The sequence below is a fragment of the Pseudomonas lutea genome (genome assembly GCF_000759445.1).
Classification (GTDB): domain Bacteria; phylum Pseudomonadota; class Gammaproteobacteria; order Pseudomonadales; family Pseudomonadaceae; genus Aquipseudomonas; species Aquipseudomonas lutea.
On record NZ_JRMB01000002.1, the window covers coordinates 1,463,425 to 1,481,818 of the forward strand.

General features: G+C 59.0%; 14 protein-coding genes. 4 read left to right on the forward strand and 10 right to left on the reverse strand.

Annotation, left to right across the window (positions count from 1 at the left end):
- Positions 1 to 233: 233 nt before the first annotated feature.
- Complete coding sequence (locus tag LT42_RS18635; RefSeq protein WP_037016197.1) at positions 234 to 671, reverse strand: DUF4399 domain-containing protein; 438 nt, start codon at positions 669 to 671, stop codon at positions 234 to 236.
- A 335-nt stretch (positions 672 to 1,006) separates the two neighbouring features.
- Positions 1,007 to 1,645, reverse strand: coding sequence for a 2OG-Fe(II) oxygenase (locus LT42_RS18640; RefSeq protein ID WP_037016200.1), 639 nt, complete (start codon positions 1,643 to 1,645; stop codon positions 1,007 to 1,009).
- Between the two features lie 195 nt (positions 1,646 to 1,840).
- On the opposite strand from LT42_RS18640, the gene LT42_RS18645 reads away from it, so the two are divergent.
- The gene (locus tag LT42_RS18645) at positions 1,841 to 2,581 is read left to right on the forward strand and encodes a DUF2059 domain-containing protein (protein WP_037016203.1); all 741 of its coding nucleotides are present in this window, start codon (positions 1,841 to 1,843) and stop codon (positions 2,579 to 2,581) included.
- A 134-nt stretch (positions 2,582 to 2,715) separates the two neighbouring features.
- On the opposite strand, the gene bipL is transcribed toward LT42_RS18645, so the two are convergent.
- Positions 2,716 to 3,657, reverse strand: coding sequence for a phospholipase BipL (gene bipL, locus LT42_RS18650; RefSeq protein ID WP_037016206.1), 942 nt, complete (start codon positions 3,655 to 3,657; stop codon positions 2,716 to 2,718).
- A gap of 163 nt (positions 3,658 to 3,820) precedes the next feature.
- Between bipL and LT42_RS18655 the strand changes: the two genes are divergently transcribed.
- On the forward strand, positions 3,821 to 6,214 hold the full coding sequence (locus tag LT42_RS18655; RefSeq protein WP_037016209.1) for a penicillin acylase family protein: 2,394 nt from the start codon (positions 3,821 to 3,823) through the stop codon (positions 6,212 to 6,214).
- A 577-nt stretch (positions 6,215 to 6,791) separates the two neighbouring features.
- Here the strand turns inward: LT42_RS18655 and LT42_RS18660 are convergent.
- The 7 genes from LT42_RS18660 to LT42_RS18690 form a co-directional block, all read right to left on the reverse strand.
- Entirely contained in the window at positions 6,792 to 7,682 is an 891-nt protein-coding gene (locus LT42_RS18660) for an ABC transporter permease subunit (RefSeq protein ID WP_037016210.1), read from the reverse strand.
- Positions 7,679 to 8,599, reverse strand: coding sequence for an ABC transporter permease subunit (locus LT42_RS18665; RefSeq protein WP_037016213.1), 921 nt, complete (start codon positions 8,597 to 8,599; stop codon positions 7,679 to 7,681). The genes LT42_RS18660 and LT42_RS18665 overlap by 4 nt, the downstream gene beginning before the upstream one ends.
- Positions 8,596 to 9,738: a polyamine ABC transporter ATP-binding protein gene (potA, locus tag LT42_RS18670; protein ID WP_037016216.1), complete on the reverse strand. Its 1,143-nt coding sequence runs from the start codon at positions 9,736 to 9,738 to the stop codon at positions 8,596 to 8,598. The genes LT42_RS18665 and potA overlap by 4 nt, the downstream gene beginning before the upstream one ends.
- 56 nt (positions 9,739 to 9,794) lie before the next feature.
- Positions 9,795 to 10,889 (reverse strand): polyamine ABC transporter substrate-binding protein, encoded by a 1,095-nt coding sequence (locus LT42_RS18675; RefSeq protein ID WP_037016219.1) that lies wholly within the window; start codon positions 10,887 to 10,889, stop codon positions 9,795 to 9,797.
- A 270-nt stretch (positions 10,890 to 11,159) separates the two neighbouring features.
- Positions 11,160 to 12,257: a polyamine ABC transporter substrate-binding protein gene (locus LT42_RS18680; protein ID WP_037016222.1), complete on the reverse strand. Its 1,098-nt coding sequence runs from the start codon at positions 12,255 to 12,257 to the stop codon at positions 11,160 to 11,162.
- Between the two features lie 72 nt (positions 12,258 to 12,329).
- Positions 12,330 to 13,694: an aspartate aminotransferase family protein gene (locus LT42_RS18685; protein ID WP_037016225.1), complete on the reverse strand. Its 1,365-nt coding sequence runs from the start codon at positions 13,692 to 13,694 to the stop codon at positions 12,330 to 12,332.
- Positions 13,695 to 13,774: 80 nt separating this feature from the next.
- Complete coding sequence (locus tag LT42_RS18690) at positions 13,775 to 15,133, reverse strand: glutamine synthetase family protein (protein ID WP_037016227.1); 1,359 nt, start codon at positions 15,131 to 15,133, stop codon at positions 13,775 to 13,777.
- 651 nt (positions 15,134 to 15,784) lie between these two features.
- Between LT42_RS18690 and LT42_RS18695 the strand changes: the two genes are divergently transcribed.
- Both LT42_RS18695 and LT42_RS18700 read left to right on the forward strand, forming a co-directional pair.
- Positions 15,785 to 17,161 (forward strand): glutamine synthetase family protein, encoded by a 1,377-nt coding sequence (locus LT42_RS18695; protein WP_037016229.1) that lies wholly within the window; start codon positions 15,785 to 15,787, stop codon positions 17,159 to 17,161.
- Positions 17,162 to 17,426: 265 nt separating this feature from the next.
- Positions 17,427 to 18,065 (forward strand): TetR/AcrR family transcriptional regulator, encoded by a 639-nt coding sequence (locus LT42_RS18700; protein ID WP_037016231.1) that lies wholly within the window; start codon positions 17,427 to 17,429, stop codon positions 18,063 to 18,065.
- The last annotated feature ends 329 nt before the right edge of the window (positions 18,066 to 18,394 follow it).

Genomic DNA, 18,394 nt, shown 5'->3' on the forward strand with positions numbered 1-18,394 from the left:
GGTATACCGCTGACCCACCGCATTCGCGGGCAAGCGCCTCCTACAACGGAATGCGCCATACACTCTGCGCGCCGTACCCGACCTGTAGGAGCCGGCTTGCTGGCGAAAGCGTCAAGTCAGACACATCCATGGTGGATGAATAAAACGTTTCGCCAGCAAGCCGGCTCCTTCAGGTCCCAGGCGAGCCGTCGGCACTTGGCAACGCAAGCCGTGACTCTGGAGCGCTGAGCGCCCTACTTCACCGTGACGGTGATCTTCTGTGACTCGACCGGCGGATTCAGCGGTACGTGATTCTTGTCGCCCACCAGCAACTGGAGCGTGTGCTGCCCTGGCGTCAGGTTCAGCTCGGTTTCGGTTTGGCCTTTGCCGAAATGGCGGATGTTGTCGGTCGTTGGCAGCGGCGCGTTCATGTCGGGCTGATCTTTGACGTCGATCAACAGGTGGTGATGACCGGTATCAGGTACATCGACGCCTGCAGGCGCAACGCCCATGCCTTTGAGGCCAAACTGCACCTTGAAGGCGCCGTTGACGACCGCGCCATCCTTCGGCGAAATGATGTAAACCTCGGCCCCTGCGGGTGATGCCGTGCGTGGCATATCGTCGGCATGAGCCAGCAAGCTTGCTCCAAGGAGCAGTCCGGTCAGGGCGGCTTTAGCAACTAACGTCTTCATGATTTCTCCGTTTTTATCGATAGGCAGTTGGGGGTCAGGCTTCGAAGGCTTTTCCATCCCGACAGACAACCGCTCAGGAACGACCCTTACCTTAGCTGCGGTTGGCCGCGAAGTATTTCGCGGAGTGGCTGGATGTAGAAGGTTTCATGTTGGGCCCATGCGCAGACGCGCAACGACCACAACCCCTGTGGGAGTGAGCCTGCTCGCGAAGAGGTCAGTTGATTCAACCGCTTTTTCTGGGACTGAACCTATGCCTTCGCGAGCAAGCTCGCTCCCACGGGATCGGGGCTGGGTTGCAATCTCCGGCCGCCGCAGAGCTTGTGGGAGTCAGCCTGCTACAGCTCGAACGGCTCACTGCCGCGCCGCCGGAACCATCCGGTCAGCGACAGTCGCTCGCGGGTCGAGGGCATGACTTCGTGGGGCATGTCTCCCGAGAGAAACACCACCAGGCATCCCCCGGTGGGCTGCACGTCATATTCGACGCCGCCTTTGAGGTACATGCGCAATTGACCACCGTGCTCCGGCAGCCAGGCGTCGTTGAGGTAGATGACGGCTGAAACCATGCGCTTGTCGTCATCCCGAAACCGATCCACATGCTTGCGATAGAACGCCCCGGGGGGATAAAGCGCGAAGTGGCTTTCGTAGTCTTCCAGCCCCAGAAACAGCCCGCGATTGAGCGCCTGACGCAGGCTGTCCATCAAGTCCAGATAGCGATCGCAAGGTTCGGCCTGCCCCGCCTCCAGCCATTGAATGTGATCACCGCGAATCCCTTCGCGAACCTCCTGCGCCGGTCCTCGGCCCACTGCAGCAGGCGCAAGCTCACCCTGAACGGCACGCGTGCGGCATTCCAGGGCCAGCTCCCGGGTCAGGGCGTCGGGCAGGAAAATGTTCTGCTGCGACCAGCCACGCTCGGCCAGGTCGTCGACGATTCGCAACAGCAGAGGGTGATCAGGGGATATGCGCATGGCGCGCATAGTATCCATACGCCGGTTAATCCGACAGAGCCCGGAGCCCGGCGAATGAGGAATATTTCTGCACAGGGAATACGCCCGAGCGGTTTTGCCGAACGGCAGGTCGAACCCACGAGTTTTAGCGGGGTCTGGCAAGTGTTAACTCGACAAATCCCCGCTGCCCCGCCGAGAATAGCGGCCTGCCGACAGGAGTCTCTAATGCGCCGTCTGTTTTTCCTGCTGTTGATGATTTCTTCCCTGCCCGCCTGGGCAGACGGCCACGATCAGCTGTACAAGCTTGCCGGCTGGCCGGAACAACGCGCTCATTTTGTCGATGCCCTGAAAGCCGCTCAGCAGCGCTACCGCAACAGCCTCCCGCCTGCCGTATTCGAGGCTCTGGTGAATAACAGCAATCAGCGTTTCGCGTCGCAGGCGATGGACCAGCGCGCAGAGCAAATGCTGCGGCAGACGCTGCCGGATCCAAACCCTGCGCTTCAGTTTTTCCAGACGCCTCTGGGGCGCAAGATCGTCAATGCCGAGCTCACGGCCACACGCCCCGACCAACTGGCCAAAAACGCTCAAGGCTTGCCGCACATCCAGGCAGACGACAATCGTCTGCTGATCATCGGCCACCTGGCCAACGCCCTGCCTGCCAAGGAGGCCGGCGCCGAAGTCAGCCTCGCGATCGCCGGCGTCGCTGCAGACAGCCTGAGCTCGATGATTCCCGGCTTGATGGGCGGCAGCACCACCCAGGCAATGCTCGACGGTCAGCGTCAGCGACTTATGGGGCAGATCGGCAAAGACGTGAACAACACGCTGCTCTACGTGTACCGCGATCTGTCTGACGGCGAACTGGACGAGTTCGCTACCTTTGCCGAGTCAAACGAAGGCAAAGCCTATTACAAGGCAGCGCTGGCCTCTGTTCGCGCAGGATTGGCGGTCGGACAGAATGTGAAATAACGTCAGTGGAACCGGCTTCAGACGGGAAAGGGACTGTTTGAACACCCTCCATCTTTCAGCATGCTGACTCAAGCCTTCCCAGTTGAAGCCGGCCCCACATTCGTTATGTCAGCCGGAACCGTGCCCTTCGAGCCTTAACCCATCCGCTGCGTCAGGAACTCAAAGAACCGCGCCCGCAACTCAGGCGTCTCGTTTGCCAGGTGGTGGCGCGCCTCTTCCAGCATGAGAATCTGCGGCTGATCAAATTTGTTCTTGAGCACAGCCAGATTGTGTTTCCAGTCCACGGTCATGTCCGACTCGCCCTGCACGATGAGCGGGCTGCGGCGGCTGCGAGGCGCGCGTTCGATCCTTTCGACCCACTTGGCCAACGCCCCCACCCAGACTGTTGGCAGGCGTCGGGGTTGCAAGGGGTCCGCCAGCAGGAACGGCAGAAATGCCGGCGCGTTGGAGTTTTCGCTGAAACGCCTGTCGATCCCTTTGACGAAGGTGCGCAGCAGGTAATAGCTGAGCTTCGACAGTGCCCAGCCGCGTGGCCGCACCAGCGGCGCAAGCAGGATCGTCTGCCCCTGCGCCGGGCTGTCGTCGCCATGATGAAGCAAATGGTCGATGACAATCGCCCCGCCGGTACTCTGCCCGCACAAGTGCCACGGTTTGGGCAGCTGCAGGGTTTCGGCTTCGATGAACAGGCGATTCAGTACCGTCTGATACTCAGAGAAATCGGTAATGCTTGCCCGCGCTCCGCTGGACAGACCATGGCCCGGCAGGTCGCAGGTAATCACCGCCAGGCCTAGCCCCAGCGCCCAGTCGATGACATGCCCATACAAACCCACATGGTCGTAAAACCCGTGCATCAGCACCAGCGTGCCGACCGGGCGCTCGGGCCTCCAGAGCTGCGTGACGATTTCATAGCCACCCACTTCGAAGCGTCCCATCTGCCCGCTGCATGCGCCCTTCGGACCCACGGCGTTGAGACCATAGAAACGCTGGTAAGCCTGGGCCTCTTGGGAAAGTTCACGAAAACGAGTCAGCGGCACTGCTTCGGCTCGCAAGTGATCAGGGTCGAACGTGTCGGACATCGGAATTCCAGTTCAGGGTTCGCAGGAGCGGGCGCACGGAAGTGTCATCTGTCCGTTGCGGCGTGGCAAGTTTACGTCGCTTGCATCCCGGGTCCCCCGTCTACCCAGTGAGGCGACAAATCTGTAGCCTGCGAACCTTCCCGATTCTCATTTGAGCCCCCGGATGAAACGCAGCCTTTACGTCGCCGTCGCACTGCTGGTAGTCATCGGGTGCGCCGGCGTCTGGTATTTCCACGACAAGCAGCCGGTTCGCGATGGCCAAATGCGCCTGGCAGGGCTGCAGGCGCCGGTCACCGTACGTTACGACGAGCGAGGTGTGCCGCACATTCGCGCCGCAAACCAGGACGATCTGTACCGCGCGCTTGGCTATGTTCATGCGCAGGATCGCCTGTTCCAGATGGAAATTCTGCGCAGGCTGGCGCGTGGCGAACTGGCTGAAGTGCTTGGCCCGAAACTGATCAACACCGACAAGCTCTTCCGCAGCTTGCGCATTCGCGAGCACGCCGACGCCTACGTGGCTCGTCAGGATCAGAACACGCCCGCGTGGAAAGCGCTTCAGGCGTACCTCGACGGCATCAACCAGTTTCAGGCAACGCACCCGAAGCCAGTCGAATTCGACGTGCTGGGCATACGCGAGCGGCCATTCACCGCACAGGACACCCTCAGCGTCGGCGGTTATCTGGCCTACAGCTTTGCGGCGGCCTTTCGTACCGAACCGTTGATGACCTATGTGCGCAATCAACTGGGGCCGGATTACCTCAAAATTTTCGACCTTGAGTGGCAGCCTCAGGGGGCGCTCGGCCAGTCGCCCGCGCTGACGAGCAACGACTGGAAAAACCTCGATGACCTGGCGCTGCTCAGCCAACAGGCCCTGGAGAAGGCCGGCCTGCCGCAGTTTGAAGGCAGCAATGCGTGGGCGGTGTCCGGCGGTCGCACCCAGAGTGGCAAGCCGTTGCTGGCGGGTGATCCGCACATTCGCTTTTCGGTGCCAGCGGTGTGGTACGAAGCCCAACTCGCAGCGCCGGGTTTCGAACTGTATGGGCACTTCCAGGCACTAAACCCCTTCGCGCTGCTCGGCCATAACCTGGATTTCGGCTGGAGCCTGACGATGTTCCAGAATGACGATCTGGACCTGGTCGCAGAAAAGACCAACCCCGACAACCCGAATCAGGTCTGGTATCACGGCGCCTGGGTAGACATGACGTCCCGCACCGAACAGATCGACGTGAAGGGCGAGTCGCCTGTCATGGTTACTCTGCGCCAGTCACCCCATGGCCCGATCGTCAACGACGCAATGGGCGCCAACGGCACGCAACAGCCGAGCGACACGCCGATCGCGATGTGGTGGTCGTTTCTGGAATCGGATAATCCGATCCTGCAGGGCTTTTACGAGGCCAACCGTGCTGACACGCTGGGCAAGATGCGCGGTGCCGCGGAGAAACTTCAATCGCCAGGCCTGAATATCATCTACGCCAACGCCAAGGGCGATATCGGTTGGTGGGCGGCAGCGCAACTTCCCAAGCGCCCCGCCGGTGTGGACCCAGCTTTTATTCTCGACGGCAGTTCGGAGCAGGCCGACAAAAATGGGTTCTATCCCTTCAGCGCCAATCCGCAGGAAGAGAACCCGGCGCGTGGCTACATTGTCTCGGCAAACTTCCAGCCGGTATCGCCTACCGGCATGGAGATTCCGGGTTACTACAACCTTCCCGAGCGTGGGCGACAGCTTGATCGCCAACTGAGCGACGACAAGGTGAAATGGAACCTGGAGAACAGCCAGGCGCTGCAACTGGGCATCCGGACTGACTACGCGGCGCAAATTCTCGAACCGCTGATTCCGGTGTTGCGTCGAGTGGTGAGCGAGCCGGAGGAGCACGACTTGCTCGAACGACTGGCAGCGTGGGAAGGCGACTATTCAGTGGATTCGGTGGGCGCAACGCTGTTCAATCAGTTCCTCTTCAACCTGGCGGATCAGACCTTCCACGACGAACTGGGCGACGGGCTGTTCAACACGCTGTTGTCGACTCGGCTTATCGATTCAGCGCTACCACGGCTGGCCGCCGACCCCACTTCGCCGTGGTGGAACAATCGCCATTCGCGTGAGCCCGAGAGCCGTGACAACACCGTGAAAGTTGCCTGGCACGCAGCGGTTTCGCATTTGAAATCGTTGTATGGGCAGAACCCGGATGAATGGACGTGGGGCAAGGCTCACACGCTCACCCATGAACACCCACTGGGCAAGCAACCGCCGCTGGACATGCTGTTTAACGTCGGGCCGTTCGCAGCGCCGGGCACGCATGAGGTGCCGAACAACCTCTCCGCGAGTATGGGGCCTGCGCCGTGGCCGGTGACTTACGGACCGTCAACGCGCCGGCTGATCGACTTTGCCGACCCGGCCCACGCACTCGGGATCAATCCTGTAGGCCAGAGCGGCGTGCTGTTCGACAAGCATTATGCCGATCAGGCGCAGCGCTACATAAAAGGCGAGTACGCGCCAGAGCGGTTCAGCGAAGGGGATGTGGAGGGGAACAGCAAAGAGGTGTTGGAGCTGGTGCCATGACAACCCCGACAGGACTGCGGGAGTCGGCTTTAGCGGCGAAGCAGAAATTGCCCATCAACGGCAGGTATCAGGGCCCGTAGGAGCCGGCTTGCTGGCGAATTGCACCAGACACCGTAGCGGTCAATGATCAACCGCTTTCGCCAGCAAGCCGGCTCCTACAGAGGAATGCATCCGTCCAGTGAGATCATGCAGTGAACGTGGACGCGACTGTGGGACCGGCTTTAGCCGGGAAGGCGTAGTGCGTTACGCCGCAGATCTATAGCGCACGCACTGGCCTCTTCCCGGCTAAAGCCGGTCCCACTGACAGCATCGCGTGCATTCAGTGAGACCGTCCGGAGTCCCAACTTGTGGGACCGGCTTTAGCCGGGAAGGCGTCGGACGTTACGCCGCATATCTGTAGCGCACATACCGGCCTCTTCCCGGCTGAAGCCGGTCCCACTGACAGCATCGCGTGCATTCAGTGGGGCTGGCTGGAGTTCCACTGAATGCATCGCCTGCATCCAGCGGGGTTGGCTGGAGTCCCGCTACAGCATCGCGTGCATCCAGTGGGAACACCTCACTGGAGCAGTGATCGGGATCAAACCGGCTCGACCACCTTCGCGCGGCGGACGTCCGGTTGTTTCCAGCCGTCTGCTGCAGCTTCTTCGATGGCCAACTGAATGGCGCGTTTGCGGTTGTTCTCCGCGCGGCGGCTGAAGAACCAGACCAGGAAGGTGGCGATCGACACGGCCAGCAGAATCAGACTGGCAATCGCGTTGATCTCCGGCTTCACACCCAAACGTACCGCCGAGAACACCTCCATCGGCAACGTCGTCGAGCCAGGGCCGGACACAAAACTCGCCAGAACCAAATCGTCCAGCGAGAGCGCGAAAGACATCATCGCGCCCGCTGCCAGCGACGGCGCGATCATCGGGATGGTGATCAGGAAGAACACCTTCCACGGCCGCGCACCCAGGTCCATTGCCGCTTCCTCAATGGACATGTCCAGCTCGCGCAGCCGTGCCGACACCACCACCGCCACGTAGGCCGCACAAAAGGTGGTGTGGGCGATCCAGATGGTGACGATGCCACGCTCCTGGGGCCAGCCGATCAACTGCGCCATCGCCACGAACAGCAGCAATAGCGACAGACCGGTGATGACCTCAGGCATGACCAGCGGCGCGGTAACCAGACCGCCAAAAAACGTCTTGCCCTTGAAGCGGGTGATGCGTGTCAGCACAAACGCCGCCATGGTGCCCAGCGCTACCGCCGCTATCGAGGTGTACAGCGCGATTTCCAGCGAACGCATGACTGCGCTCATCAGCTGGGTGTTGTCGAGCAGGCCGACGTACCACTTCACCGACCAGCCACCCCAGACCGTCACCAGCTTGGAGGCGTTGAACGAGTAGATCACCAGAATGACCATGGGCGCGTAGATGAAGATCAGGCCCAGTACCAACATCAGGTTCGAGAATCGGAAGCCTCTCATGCCTTGCCCTCCAGCTCTTTGGCCTGACTGCGGTTGAACAGAATGATCGGCACGATGAGGATCAGCAGCATGACCACCGCCAGCGACGAGGCTACCGGCCAGTCACGGTTATTGAAGAATTCCTGCCACAGCACTTTACCGATCATCAGCGTCTCGGGGCCGCCCAGCAATTCAGGGATGACAAACTCGCCCACCACTGGAATGAACACCAGCATGCAGCCGGCGATGATGCCGTTCTTGGACAGCGGAACAGTGATCTTCCAAAAGCTGTTGAAGGTGCTCGAACCCAGGTCGGACGCCGCCTCAAGCAAGCTTTGATCGTGCTTCACCAGGTTGGCGTACAGCGGCAGGATCATGAATGGCAAGTACGAATAAACCACACCGATGTACACCGCCAGGTTGGTGTTGAGTATCTGCAACGGCTCGCTGATCACCCCCAGCCACATCAGGAACGCATTGAGCAGTCCGTTATTGCTGAGGATGCCCATCCACGCGTAGACCCGAATCAGAATCGCGGTCCAGGTCGGCATCATGATCAGCAGCAACAGCACGGTCTGCATTTCTTTACGGGCAATGGAAATGCCATAGGCCATCGGATAGCCGATCAACAAACACAACACGGTGCTGATGAACGCCATCTTCAAGGAGCCCAGATACGCCGAAATGTACAGATCGTCGCTGGTCAGCAGTGCGTAGTTGGCAAAGTTGAGCACGATGTCCAGCTTCTGCTCGACGTATGTGAAGATCTCGGTGTACGGCGGGATGGCCACATCGGCCTCAGCGAAGCTGATCTTGATGACGATCAGAAACGGCAGCGCAAAAAACAGAAACAGCCACAGGAATGGCACGCCAATGACGGCCTGACGCCCAGTGGGTTTTATTCGGTTGAAAGCCCGTTTTATTTTTCGGATTTTCATGAGCGCAGCACCACGCCGCTGTCGTCTTCCCACCAGACGAAGACTTCGTCGTCCCAGGTGGGCCGCGTGCCCTGACGCTCGGCGTTGGCGACAAACGATTGCACCAGCTTGCCCGACGGCAGCTGTACGTAGAACACGGAGTGACCGCCCAGATAGGCGATGTCGTGAACCTTGCCCCGCGACCAGTTGTGCTCGAACGTTGGCTGTTGAGTGGTCACCAAGAGTTTCTCGGGGCGCAGCGCATAGGTAATGCGCTTGTCTTCCACCGAAGTCGTCACGCCGTGGCCGACATAGATTTTGCGTTCCAGCTCGGGGCTGCTGATCAGCGCATGGCCTTCCATGTCTTCGATGACTTCGCCTTCGAACAGGTTGACGTTGCCAATGAATTCACAGACCAAACGGCTGGTTGGCGTTTCGTAGATATCGATAGGGCTGCCGATCTGCGCGATCCACCCCAGATGCATGATCGCAATGCGCTGGGCCATGGTCATGGCCTCTTCCTGGTCGTGGGTCACCATCACGCAGGTCACGCCCACGCGCTCGATGATTTCCACCAGCTCCAATTGCATTTGCGAGCGCAGCTTCTTATCCAGTGCGCCCATGGGTTCGTCGAGCAGCAGCAGTTTTGGTTTTTTCGCCAGGGAACGCGCCAGTGCTACACGCTGACGCTGACCACCCGACAACTGATGCGGCTTGCGCTTGGCGTACTGGGTCATTTGCACCAGTTTGAGCATCTCCGCGACTCGCGCTTCAATCTCGGCCTTGGGCAGCTTGTCCTGCTGCAAACCGAACGCGATGTTCTGCGCCACGGTCATGTGCGGAAACAGCGCGTAGGACTGGAACATCATGTTGATCGGTCGTTCGTACGGCGGCATGTCCGTAATGTCGACGCCGTCGAGGAAAATGCGCCCTTCGGTCGGGCGCTCAAAGCCGGCGAGCATCCGCAGCAAGGTGGATTTCCCCGAGCCGGAACCGCCGAGCAGGGCGAAAATCTCGCCCTTGTTGATCTGCAGAGACACATCGTCCACAGCAATCGTCTCATCGAACTTCTTCGTGACCCGATCGATCTTGACCAGCACCTGTTTGGGTTGCTGACCGCCCTCAAGGGCTTTCTTGTAGGCGCCGGAGGCAACTGCCATGGGTGAAACTCCCAACTGTTTTTGCGCCCGGCCAATGCGGCCGGGCGCCAAGGTCTTTATTTACCGGATTTGATCTTCGTCCAGCTGCGCGTCATCACACGCTGGATCTTGGGCGGCAGTTCGGAGTTGACGTACAAACGTGCCTGCACCTCTTTTGAGGGGTACACCGCCTCATCGTTGCGAATTTCCTGGTCCATCAGCGCGCCTGAAGCCGGGTTCGGGTTGGCATAACCCACCTGATCACTGACCTTGGCGATGACGTCGGGCTTGAGGATGTAATTGATGAACGCATGAGCGGCCTTCACGTCCGGCGCATCCGCAGGGATGGCGAGCATGTCGAACCACAGATTGCCGCCTTCTTTCGGAATGGCGTAGGCGATGTTGACGCCTTTACCGGCCTCTGCGGCACGGGCCTTGGCCTGGAATACGTCGCCGGAGAAACCGGCAGCGATACAGATGTCGCCATTGGCCAGGTCAGTGATGTACTTGGACGAGTTGAAATAGGTCACGTATGGGCGGACTTTCAGCAGCTTGGCTTCAGCGGCTTTGTAGTCTTTTTCGTCGGTGCTGTTCGGGTTGAGCCCCATGTAGTTCAGGACTGCAGGCATCATCTCGTCAGCCGAGTCCAGGAACGCGACGCCACATTTTTGCAGCTTCTTGATGTTCTCCGGCTCGAACAGCGTCGCCCACGAGTCGATGGTGTCGACGCCCAGCACTTCCTTGATCTTGTCGACGTTGTAGCCGATGCCGTTGGTGCCCCACAGGTACGGCACTGCGTACTGGTTGCCCGGGTCGTTCTTTTCGAGGCGTTTGAGCAGTTCAGGGTCAAGGTTGGAGTAGTTAGGCAGCTGCTTTTTGTCGAGCTTCTGGAAAGCGCCGGCCTTGATCTGCTTGCCGAGGAAGTGGTTGGACGGCACGACCACGTCATACCCGGTGTGGCCGGCCAGCAGCTTGCCTTCCAGGGTTTCATTGGAGTCGAAGACGTCGTACTTGGTTTTGATCCCGGTGGTGGAAGTGAAGTCGTCCAGCGTCGTGGTGCCGATGTAATCGGACCAGTTATAAATGCGGACAGTGGAATCCGCGTAGGCACCGGCAGCGACCATGAGGCCGGCGCCAAGCAGCAAGCCTTTCGAAAATAAAGAAATAGACACGTGTGCTGTCCTTTTTTAGTAGGTGGGCCTATTGCCCGTACCGATGACAGTAACGACTGCCTGTGACCCATCCGGCGCGCAACTTACCTTCGATAAACCCTTCTCGCAAAAAAACTTTTTGTGAATGCCATCTCGAAGCGTGAACTGTAGGAGCGCGCTTGCCCGCGATGCCTTGTGCAAATACGACATTGATGTCGGCCGAGACACCGTAATCGCGGGCAAGCGCGCTCCTACAGGGTGCGCCGTACGGGACGACGCGCCCTGCCAGGCTTATTTACCCGACTTGATGTTGGTCCAGCTGCGGGTCATCAGGCGCTGAGTGGCCGCAGGCAAATCGGCGATCGCGTACAGCTTGGCCAGGACGTCTGCCGGCGGGTACACGCCCGGGTCAGACGTGATGTCCTTGTCGACGAACTCGGTCGCAGCCTTGTTGCCGTTCGGGAAGTGAACGGAGTTGGTGATCTCGGCCATTACCTTCGGTTGCAGGATAAAGTTCATGAACTTGTAGGCGCCTTCGACGTTTTCAGCATCTTTCGGGATGGCGACCATGTCGTAGAAGCTGCCTGCACCTTCTTTCGGAATGTTGTAGCTGACTTTGACCTTGCCGCCCGCCTCTTCGGCGCGTGCCTTGGCCTGGTAGATGTCACCCGAATAGCCCACGGCTACGCAGACGTTGCCGTTGGCCAGGTCCGAGATGTACTTGGACGAGTGGAAGTAGGTGATCGAAGGACGGATCTTCTTGAACAGATCCTCGGCCTTCTGAATGTCTTCCTTCTTCTGAGTGTCGGTCGGCAGGCCCAGGTAATGCAGCGCCACCGGCAGCATTTCGGTGGGCGAATCGAGGAAGCTGATACCGCAGCCTTTCAGCTTGGCAGCGTTTTCAGGCTTGAACAGCAGGTCCCAGGAGTTCACCGGTGCGTCAGCGCCGAGTGCAGCTTTGACCTTCTCGGCGTTAAAGCCGATGCCGATCGAGCCCCACATGTACGGGAAGGCGTGCTTGTTTTCCGGGTCGCTGATGGACACGGCTTTCAACAGAGCAGGATCGAGGTTTTTGTAATTTGGCAGTTTGGACTTGTCCAGTTCCTGGTACACGCCGGCCTTGATCTGCTTGGCCAGGAAGTTGTTCGACGGAACGACGATGTCGTAACCCGATTTACCGGCCAGCAACTTCGCTTCGAGAGTCTCGTTGCTGTCGAACACGTCGTACACCACTTTGATGCCCGACTCTTTCTCGAAGTCGGCGATGGTGTTTGGCGCGATGTAGTCGGACCAGTTATAGACGTGCAGAACCTTGTCATCGGCATGTGCGGCGGCGGCCGCTGCGCCCATGAGGGACAAGGCCAGAAGGGTTTTGCCAAATTTCTTCATTCGTACGGCTCCAGTGTTTTTATGTAAGCGGCGTCAAGACGGCGGACAGTCTGGCAATTTCCCGATAAAAATTCAGCCTTGCAATGCCTCAAGCGTCAGATCAAGGCACTTGCGCGCTTTTTCGACCAACTCGTCGATCTCGGCGAACGTGATCACCAGCGGCGGCGAGATAATCATGGTATCGCCCACGGCCCGCATGATCAGGCCGTTATTGAAGCAGAAAGTGCGGCAAATCATGCCTGCGCCTCGGCCGGCATAGCGTTCACGAGTGGTCTTGTCCTTCACCAGTTCGATCGCGCCCAGCATGCCGACGCCCCGCACTTCACCCACCAGCGGGTGATCGCTCAGCTCGCGCAGACGCTTTTGCAAATAGGGTGCCGTTTCGGATTTCACCCGCTCGACGATCTTTTCTTCACTCAGGATGCGGATGTTTTCCAGCCCAACCGCTGCCGCCACCGGGTGGCCGGAGTAGGTAAAGCCGTGGTTGAAATCGCCGCCATCGTTCAGCACCTTGACCACCTCGTCGCGCACGATGACGCCGCCCATGGGGATATAGCCCGAGGTCAGGCCCTTGGCAATGGTCATCAGGTCCGGCTTGAGGTCGTAGAAATCGCTGCCAAACCACTCGCCGGTACGACCAAAACCACAGATCACTTCATCGGCGACGAAAAGGATGTCGTACTTGGCGAGGATGTCCTTGATCTTAGGCCAGTAAGTGTCAGGCGGAACGATCACGCCACCAGCGCCTTGAATCGGCTCGGCGATGAACGCGCCCACGTTTTCGACGCCCAGTTCGAGAATCTTCTTCTCCAGTTGCTCGGCTGCCCACACGCCAAACTCGTCGGGGGTTTTGTCCCCGCCTTCACCGAACCAGTAAGGCTGAGGAATGTGGACGATACCGGGAATGGGCAAGTCGCCCTGCTCGTGCATGTAGGTCATGCCGCCCAGGCTCGCGCCAGCAACGGTTGAGCCGTGGTAACCGTTAACGCGGCTGATGATGACTTTCTTGCTCGGTTGTCCCTTGATCGCCCAGTAGTGACGGACCAGACGCAGCACCGTGTCGTTGCCTTCGGAGCCTGAACCGGTAAAGAACACGTGGTTCATGCCTTCCGGGGCGATGTCGGAGATGGCTTTGGCCAACTGAAGTGCCGGCGGGTGAGCGGTCTGGAAGAACAGGTTGTAATAGGGCAATTCACGCATCTGCTTGCTGGCAGCGTCCGCCAGCTCTTCACGGCCATAGCCGATGGCGACACACCACAAGCCGGCCATACCGTCGAGGATCTTGTTGCCTTCGCTGTCCCAGAGATAAACGCCCTTGGCCTTGGTGATGATGCGCGGGCCTTTTTCTTTCAGCTGCTTGAAATCGCTGAACGGCGCCAGGTGATGATCACTGCTGAGGGCTTGCCATTCCAGGGTTTGCGGGTTGTTGGAACTCATGAATCACTCCATAGAAATATCGCGTGTGGGGCGCCGTCGATCCGCTTGGAATTCGCTCGGCTCTGACGGTGCCCCGGGAGTCAGACGGCAAATAGCAGGAATTCCCGCTCCCACGAACTGATCACACGCTTGAAGTTTTCGTGCTCGGCGCGCTTGACCGCGACGTAGCCGGTGATGAACTTCTTGCCGAGGTACTTTTCGACCGTCTTGCTGTTTTCCATGCGCTCGAGCGCGTCTTCGATGGTCAACGGCAAGCGCAGGTTGCGTCGCTCGTAACCACGGCCGACCACGGGAGCACTGGGGTTCAAACCTTCGACCATGCCGATGAAGCCGCACAACAGGCTGGCGGCAATGGCCAGGTAAGGGTTGGCATCGGCGCCGGGAAGGCGGTTTTCCACGCGACGGTTCTGCGGGCCGGCATCCGGCACGCGCAAGCCAACGGTGCGGTTTTCCTCGCCCCACTCCACGTTGACCGGTGCGGATGTATCAGGCAGGAAGCGGCGGAACGAGTTCACGTTGGGGGCAAACAACGGCAGCAGCTCGGGAATCAGCTTCTGCAAGCCACCGATGTGCTGCAGGAACAGCTGGCTCATCGTGCCGTCTTCGTTGGAGAAGATGTTCTTGCCGGTCTCGATGTCGATGATGCTCTGGTGCAGGTGCATTGCGCTGCCGGGCTCGCCGGTCATGGGCTTGGCCATGAAGGTCGCGGCCACATCGTGCTTGAGCGCGGCTTCGCGCATCGTGCGTTTGAACACCAGAATCTGATCCGCCAGCGACAGCGCGTCGCCGTGACGGAAGTTGATCTCCATCTGCGCAGTGCCGTCCTCGTGAATCAGCGTGTCGAGGTCCAGGTTTTGCAGCTCGCACCAGTCATAGACGTCTTCGAACAACGGGTCGAATTCGTTGGCGGCTTCAATGGAGAAAGACTGACGCCCGGTTTCCGGGCGACCGGAGCGGCCTACTGGCGGCTGCAACGGATAGTCGGGGTCGTCGCTGCGCTTGGTCAGGTAGAACTCCATCTCCGGCGCTACGATAGGCTGCCAGCCTTGGTCGGCGTAGAGCTTGAGCACTTTCTTGAGGACGTTGCGCGGCGACAGCTCGATAGGATTGCCTTGCTTGTCGTAGGTGTCGTGAATCACCTGCGCGGTCGGCTCGATGGCCCAGGGCACCAGAAACACCGCGCTCTGGTCTGGGCGGCAGAACATGTCGATGTCTGCAGGGTCCAGCAATTCGTAGTAGATGTCGTCTTCGACGTAGTCACCGGTCACGGTCTGGAGCAGTACGCTCTCCGGTAAGCGCATGCCCTTTTCAGCAATGAACTTGTTGGTCGGTGAGATCTTGCCCCGCGTGATGCCGGTGAGGTCGGCGATCATGCATTCGACTTCGGTAATCCTGTGTTCTTTCAACCAATCGGTGAGCTGGTCGAGGTTGGTACTCATAAATACCTCAGGGTTTTGATTCCTGGTCGCCGTCATGGCGGTCAGGCGTTCTTTGAAACGCTGGCATCAGGGTGTTGCAGGCCTCGGCCCGGCATTGCCAATTGCCCGGAAGACTGAAAGATAGTCGCGGTCACGCATCGGGTGCCACTTCGCATGCGGTAAAAATTCTGGACAGCCGAATAACGGCCGAAGCAAGAGGCGCGCCTGCTGGGACCGCTGCGTGGTTAAAGAGTAAGGTGACGGGATGTTGCGCAGGAACATGAACAGCACCCGGCGCCCGAGCTGGGCCGCAACAGTGAAAGGCTTGGACGTGGAGCGCGGGAGCCCGATGTGCTGAGTGCAGGCGGTGAAGCCGATCAGCGGAAGGCGAAACATGAGACCCCCGGTATTATTGCTGTTATGGGTTGCAATCGAGCTTAGCGTTGTTCATTTTTTTCCACAACACGCCCGTAAAAAATAAAACACGCCCTGCTCAAGCCCGCAGTTTGCGAGTGTTCCCGCGCACAACATTTGCCCTAAAGTGCGGCAAAAATGGCTCTTTGGCGCCCTTTTAGGGCAAATCATGGCTCCTTGACTTCGTCTGGCCTTTCGGATTGACTGAAACCCGTAATGCTCGATGATTGATATTTTCAACAACAAAGGTGTTGCATCATGTCGGTACCCCCGCGTGCCGTTCAGCTCAACGAAGCGAACGCGTTCCTTAAGGAACATCCTGAGGTTCTATACGTTGACCTTCTGATTGCAGATATGAATGGAGTGGTGCGCGGCAAGCGCATCGAACGCACCAGCCTTCATAAGGTTTACGAGAAAGGCATCAACCTCCCAGCTTCTCTATTCGCACTGGATATCAACGGCTCGACGGTGGAAAGCACCGGCCTGGGTCTGGACATCGGCGATGCTGACCGAATCTGTTATCCGATCCCCGACACTCTCTGCAATGAGCCCTGGCAGAAGCGTCCTACCGCACAACTTTTGATGACCATGCACGAGCTGGAAGGCACGCCCTTCTTCGCCGATCCTCGTGAAGTGCTGCGTCAGGTTGTCAGCAAGTTCGACGAGATGGGTCTGACCATCTGCGCTGCATTCGAACTCGAGTTTTACCTGATCGATCAGGAAAACGTGAACGGTCGTCCGCAGCCTCCACGCTCGCCCATCTCCGGCAAACGCCCGCACTCGACTCAGGTCTACCTGATCGACGATCTGGACGAGTACGTCGACTGCCTTCAGGACATTCTGGAAGGCGCCAAAGAACAAGGCATCCCGGCTGACGCGATTGTTAAAGAAAGCGCTCCGGCGCAGTTCGAAGTCAACCTGCACCATACTGCCGATGCGCTCAAAGCCTGCGATTACGCAGTGCTGCTCAAGCGCCTGATCAAAAACATCGCCTACGACCATGAGATGGACACCACCTTCATGGCCAAGCCTTATCCGGGCCAGGCGGGCAACGGTCTGCATGTTCACATTTCGATCCTTGATCGCGATGGCAAAAATATCTTCACCAGCGAGGATCCCGAGCAGAACGCCGCATTACGTCATGCGATCGGCGGTGTGCTCGAGACCCTACCCGCGCAGATGGCGTTCCTTTGCCCGAACGTCAATTCGTATCGCAGGTTTGGTGCCCAGTTCTATGTTCCGAACTCTCCGTGCTGGGGTCTGGATAACCGGACTGTTGCCGTGCGGGTTCCGACTGGAACAGCAGATTCGGTGCGTATCGAGCATCGGGTTGCCGGCGCAGATGCCAACCCATACTTGTTGATGGCATCGGTATTGGCGGGCATTCACCACGGCTTGACCAACAAGATCGAGCCGGGCCCGCCCGTAGAAGGCAACTCCTACGAGCAGAACGAGCAGAGCCTGCCGAACAACCTGCGCGATGCCCTGCGCGAGTTGGACGACAGCGAAGTCATGGCCAAGTACATCGATCCCAAGTACATCGATATCTTCGTTGCGTGCAAGGAAAGTGAGCTGGAAGAGTTCGAGCACTCCATCTCCGACCTTGAGTACAACTGGTATCTGCACACGGTTTGATGCCTGCCTGACTTAGTTGTCAGAGCTATGAAAAACGCCACCGCTTCGGAAGAACCGGTGGCGTTTTCGTTTGAAGGGCTGACGAATCGCAGAGGCTGACGAATCGCAGAGGCTGTCGAGCCGCAGAGCGTGGCGGGATCATCGGAAGTGGCGCAGTCCCTGGCCATCGAGCCCGCCGCTACCTTGGTGGGAGTGAGCTTGCTCGCGAAGGCAATGTGTCGGCTGTCACTGTAGAATGCTCGCGGCCCCGATCAAGAGAGCACCGATGACCCGCCTCGCCCCTCCTCGTAAACCACGCGCACGCAGCCAGGCACGCATCGATTCGATCCTTGATGCCGCGCGCGCGCTCCTGGCTGCGGACGGCGTGGCCAGCCTTTCTATCTACAGCGTTGCCGAACGCGCGGGCATTCCGCCCTCTTCGGTTTATCACTTTTTTGCCAGCGTGCCGGCGCTGCTTGAAGCGCTTACTGCCGACGTCCATGAAGCCTTTCGTGAGAGCCTGCAGCAGCCCATTGATCATGAACGTCTCAACAGATGGCCTGATCTATCCACGCTGGTCGAAGCCCGCATGCTGGCGATCTACAGGGAAGACGTTGCTGCCCAGCAATTGATCCTCGCCCAACACGGGCTGACTGAAGTGACTCAGGCCGATCGCCAACATGACATTGAGTTGGGGAAGCTGCTGCACGCGCTCTTCGCCATGCACTTTCAATTGCCCACCCTGCCGGACGACGTCGATGTCTTTGCCCTGGCCATCGAACTGGCCGACCGGGTCTATGCCCGCTCGGTACAGCTGCATGATCAAATCACCGAGCGCATGGCCGAAGAAGGCATGCGCGTGTTCGATGCCTACCTGGGCTTGTACCTGCCGCCCTATCTGCCCAAGCGCGCGCAGCAGCCATAGCCAGTCACATCCACGCTCCATAAACCGTGGAGCGGTCTGGACGTAGATCAAATGCAGGAGATTGCGGTGGGTCAGCCATATGGTCAGTGGCTGACACGCTGCATTCGCGGGCAAGCGCGCTCCTACAATGGATCTGTGTCATTCATAAATCCTGCGGCCGATCTGGGTCCGAGGAGCCGGCTTGCTGGCGAAGGCAGCGGGTCAGAGATGTCGATCGCGGCTGACACATCGCGTTCGCCAGCAAGCCGGCTCCTTGTATCTCGACTTTGTCTTCTCAGAAGGTAAAGTTCTCGACTGATCATCGAGGGAAAGGCGTGAAGATGACCGGC